This is a genomic window from Micromonospora sp., assembly GCF_048594385.1.
Classification (GTDB): domain Bacteria; phylum Actinomycetota; class Actinomycetes; order Mycobacteriales; family Micromonosporaceae; genus Micromonospora; species Micromonospora wenchangensis.
The window spans coordinates 1-3,637 of record NZ_JBMDWU010000044.1 but is presented as its reverse complement, the minus strand read 5'-3'; the positions used below and the strand labels follow the sequence as shown (position 1 = coordinate 3,637).

The 3,637-nt window shown below is 76.1% G+C and carries 5 protein-coding genes; 2 read left to right on the top strand and 3 right to left on the bottom strand.

Annotation, left to right across the window (positions count from 1 at the left end; translation table 11 throughout):
* Positions 1–114 precede the first annotated feature (114 nt).
* Entirely contained in the window at positions 115–510 is a 396-nt protein-coding gene (locus ACOJTC_RS01800; RefSeq protein WP_420115487.1) for a YchJ family protein, read from the top strand.
* Positions 511–549: 39 nt separating this feature from the next.
* Here the strand turns inward: ACOJTC_RS01800 and ACOJTC_RS01795 are convergent, their stop codons facing one another.
* The 3 genes from ACOJTC_RS01795 to ACOJTC_RS01785 form a co-directional block, all read right to left on the bottom strand.
* The gene (locus ACOJTC_RS01795) at positions 550–1,803 is read right to left on the bottom strand and encodes an MFS transporter (protein ID WP_420115486.1); all 1,254 of its coding nucleotides are present in this window, start codon (positions 1,801–1,803) and stop codon (positions 550–552) included.
* 205 nt (positions 1,804–2,008) lie between these two features.
* A complete protein-coding gene (locus tag ACOJTC_RS01790) occupies positions 2,009–2,995 on the bottom strand; it encodes a mechanosensitive ion channel family protein (protein ID WP_420115485.1) in 987 nt (328 codons plus the stop codon).
* A gap of 93 nt (positions 2,996–3,088) precedes the next feature.
* On the bottom strand, positions 3,089–3,424 hold the full coding sequence (locus ACOJTC_RS01785; RefSeq protein ID WP_420115484.1) for a hypothetical protein: 336 nt from the start codon (positions 3,422–3,424) through the stop codon (positions 3,089–3,091).
* Here ACOJTC_RS01785 and ACOJTC_RS01780 point away from each other — a divergent pair.
* Positions 3,417–3,637: hypothetical protein (locus ACOJTC_RS01780; RefSeq protein ID WP_420115483.1), on the top strand; the 221-nt coding region annotated here is incomplete at its 3' end. The genes ACOJTC_RS01785 and ACOJTC_RS01780 overlap by 8 nt on opposite strands.

Below are 3,637 nucleotides of genomic sequence, written 5' to 3'. Positions count from 1 at the left end.
CCCTCCCACACCCGGGCCTCGGGGCCCCCCCCCGGGGGCACCGCCCCCTCCCCCCCCCCCCGGCCGGGCCCCCCCCGGGGCCGCCCCGTCCGGCGGTTGCGGCAGGATGGGCGGGTGGCAAAACACACGTCCCCGCGGCCCTGCCCCTGCGGCACCGGCCTGCCGTACGACAACTGCTGCGGGCCGCTGCACGCCGGCCACGGCACGGCCCCGACCGCGCAGGCGTTGATGCGTTCCCGGTTCAGCGCCTTCGCCGTCGGCGACGATGACTACCTGCTGCGGAGCTGGCACTCCACGACCCGGCCCCGCCGGCTGCACCTCGACCCCGCCACCCGGTGGACCCGGCTGGAGATCGTCGACAGCACGCGCGGCGGCCTGCTGGACACCGCCGGCACGGTGACGTTCCGCGCCCACTACCGCGAGGCCGGGCAGCCGGGCACGATGGCGGAGCACAGCCGGTTCGTCCGCGAGGACGGCAACTGGGTCTACCTGGACGCGCTGGCGGACTGATCCCGGCACCGCCGCCGTGGCCGCTCCCGACGGGCCGGTTCACCGCGCCGCCGACGTCGTCGGGCGCTGCGGCGCCACCGGGCGGTCACCGGCCCGCCCCGACACCGCCAGCACCCCGGCCACCAGCAGGTACGGCACGGCCGCCGCCACGAACGCCAACGGGTGCCCGCCGGTCGCGGCGAGCAGCGCGTAACCGGCGTAGGCCACGACCATGGTCAGGTCGGTGCCCATGCCCGCGACCGAGGTGACGGTGGCCCGTCCCGGGCCGGTGATCCGGTCCTGGAGGCGGGCGTCGGCGAGCACGGTGGCCAGTTGCAGCGCACAGAACGCCACCCCGAGCAGCAGGAAGCCTGCCGGATGCCGGACGGCGGCTCCGGCGGTCAGGGCGACCGCGGCCAGGGTGAGCAGTGCCGCGTAGCCGCGGTCGGTCAGGCGTTCCGCCGCCGGGGCGAGCAGCCCGCCGACGGTCATCCCGAGCCAGACCGGCAGGAGCAGCAGCGGCACCGTGGACGCCGCGACGCCGGTGTCGCGGGCCAGCAGCGGGGCGTACTCGTCGAGAATTCCCCAGACCGCCGTCACCGCCGGGACGAGCAGCACGGCCGCCCGTACCCGCCGGTCGGCGCGGGCCCCGGCGAGACCGGCACGCAGGCCCGCCCGCCAGCCCGGCCCGGCCGGCCCGTCGGCGGGAGCGGTGGGCGGCGGGACGGACCGGTGCTCCGGGAAGCGGGTGGCGACGGCGGCGGCGAGGACGGCGGACAGCACGCTCGCCGCACCGACCGCCCGGTAGCCGCCGGCGGCGAGGACCGGGCCGGCCAGCACCATCGAGGCGAGCACCCCGAGCACCCCGGCGGTCCGCCCCCGCCCCATCGTGCGGGCGTAGCGGCCGGCCGCGCCGAGCCGGTCGAGTTCGGTGTGGACCAACGCCTCCAGGGCGCCGGAGCCGAGCGCGCCGCTCGCCCCCCACAGGACGAAGCCGAGCGCGAACGCCCACCACGACCCGGCCAGTACCCACAGCGCGAAGCAGGCCCCGGTGAGCAGCGGCGCGAGGCAGAGCAGCAGACGTCGGGAGACGGCGTCGGCCCAGGCCCCGGAGGGGACCTCCAGCACGATCGCGGTCACCGACCAGATCACGAAGAGCGCGGAGATCTGTCCGACGCTGAGCCCGGTGTCGCTGAACAGCAGCACGTACACCGGGTAGAGCAGGACGAGATCACTGAGGAACAGGTAGCCGTAGAGCGTGACGGACAGCCGGCGGACACGGGTGTCGGGCACCCGCGCGGAGAGGAGATTCATCAGGGCCTTTCCCGGGGACGGAACGGACGCGGGAGGTGCGGCGTCCGTGGCGGTCCACGGTTTCGGCCTTCAGTGCCGGATCAACATCGCCAGGTCATGTGCCCGATGCTAGCCGGCTGCGGCCGTCGGCGCGGCCCCGGCGCGGTGTCCACCTGCCGACGGGGGCGGAGCCTGCTGCGGCGTCCGCCCCCGTCGCGCGGCACGGTCAGCGGCCGGGGGTGTCCGGGGCCACCGGGGGGATGACCATGGTGGCCTCGCTGTCGGTGGCGGGACCGTCGGCCGGTCCGGCCTGGCGCGGCACGACCTGGGTCGCCTCGACGTCGTCGGGGCGGGTCACCACCTGGGTACGCTCGGCGTCGTCGTCCACCGCCACCGCCGCGGGCGGCGTGGGGGAAACCGGCGCGGGCGGGGCGGGGACCGGGGCGGGCGTGGTGGGCACCGGCTGGGTGCGTTCGGCCTCCGCGTACGGGTCCAGCCGGGTCTCGACGTCGCGCCGGCCGGCCTGGTAGGCGCGGGCGTGGGTGGCGATGGTGCGCGACTCCTGCTCGGCGCGGGTCAGCCAGGACTCCCAGCGGGCCTGCATCGGGCGGACCAGCCCACCGCCGACCCCGACGACGAGGATGCCGCCGACGGTGGCGAGCACGGCGACCAGCACCGGCGTGGTGACCGCGGTGGCGACGCCGATCTGGTTGAGCGCGGCGATCACCCCCAGGCCGAGGATGAACACCGAGGCGATGTTGGCCAGCACCCGGCCGTAGGACAGACCCCCGAGCGCGCTGCTGATGATGTCCTTGACCGCGTTGGCGATGGCGGCGGCGACGACCACGATGACGATCGCGACGAACGCCCGGGGCAGCCAGGCGATCACGCCGGCGATGAGGTCGGAGATCGGGTTGGGGCCCCAGATGCCGAAGGCGAGCTGGAGGGTCACCAGCAGCACCCCGTAGTAGGCGAGCTTGGCGACGATGTCGCTGGCGTCGTAGCGGGAACGGGCCAGCGCGGTCTTGATGCCGCCCCGTTCGACGGCCCGGTCGAAGTGCACCCGTTCCAGCACCTTGTCGACGATCCTGCGGACGGCCTTGGCGATCAGCCAGCCGGCCACCAGGATCGCCACGAAGGCGACCGCCTTGGGCAGGAAGAGCAGCACCGCCCGTAGGGCGTCGCCCACCGCGTCGCTGAACTTGTCTGTCATCCGTGGTCCTCCACCGTCAGCTCGGTCGGCCCCCGAAGCTACCCCCGGCCCGGTCGCCGGAAACCCCACGGGCCCGGCACCCGGCCGGCCCGGTCAGCGCGACGTGCAGGCGGGCAGCAGCGACACCACGACCGGGCCGGTGGGCGCCGAGGCGTTGCCGGCGTCGTCGACGGCGACGACCTGGACCGGGATCCGGGCGGTCGCCGAGGGTGCCGGCAGGTCACCGAGGGTGCCCTGGAAGACGTCCGGCGCGGTCTGGTCCATGCCGACGGTCCGGGTGGCACCGTCGAGGGTGTACCGGAACACCACCCGGAGTCCGTCGCCGGCGGCCCGGTCGTCGACGACCGTCGCGGTGACCGTGGTCGCGGTGACCCCGTTGACGCAGCCCTGCGGCTCCACGGTGGTCGGGGTGACGTCGGGGGTGGACACGGTCGGCGGCGACACGTCCGGCGGCAGGAGCGGGACGTTCGGCGTCGTCGGCGGCGCGGGGCTCGGGGTGCGTACCCGGGTGGTGGTCGCGGCGGCGGACCGGGTCGGGGCGGTGCTGGTCGGCGCACCGGCGGTGCTCGCCGCCGGGGTGGGGCTGCGGCTCGGCTCGGCCGGCACGACGGTGATGGCCGGCGCGGCGGCCAGCGGCGCGGG

Coding starts and splice junctions, on each gene's coding strand:
- ACOJTC_RS01790 (WP_420115485.1), bottom strand. CDS start 2,995: ATGACAGACAAGTTCAGCGACGCGGTGGGCGACGCCCTACGGGCGGTG.
- ACOJTC_RS01795 (WP_420115486.1), bottom strand. CDS start 1,803: ATGAATCTCCTCTCCGCGCGGGTGCCCGACACCCGTGTCCGCCGGCTG.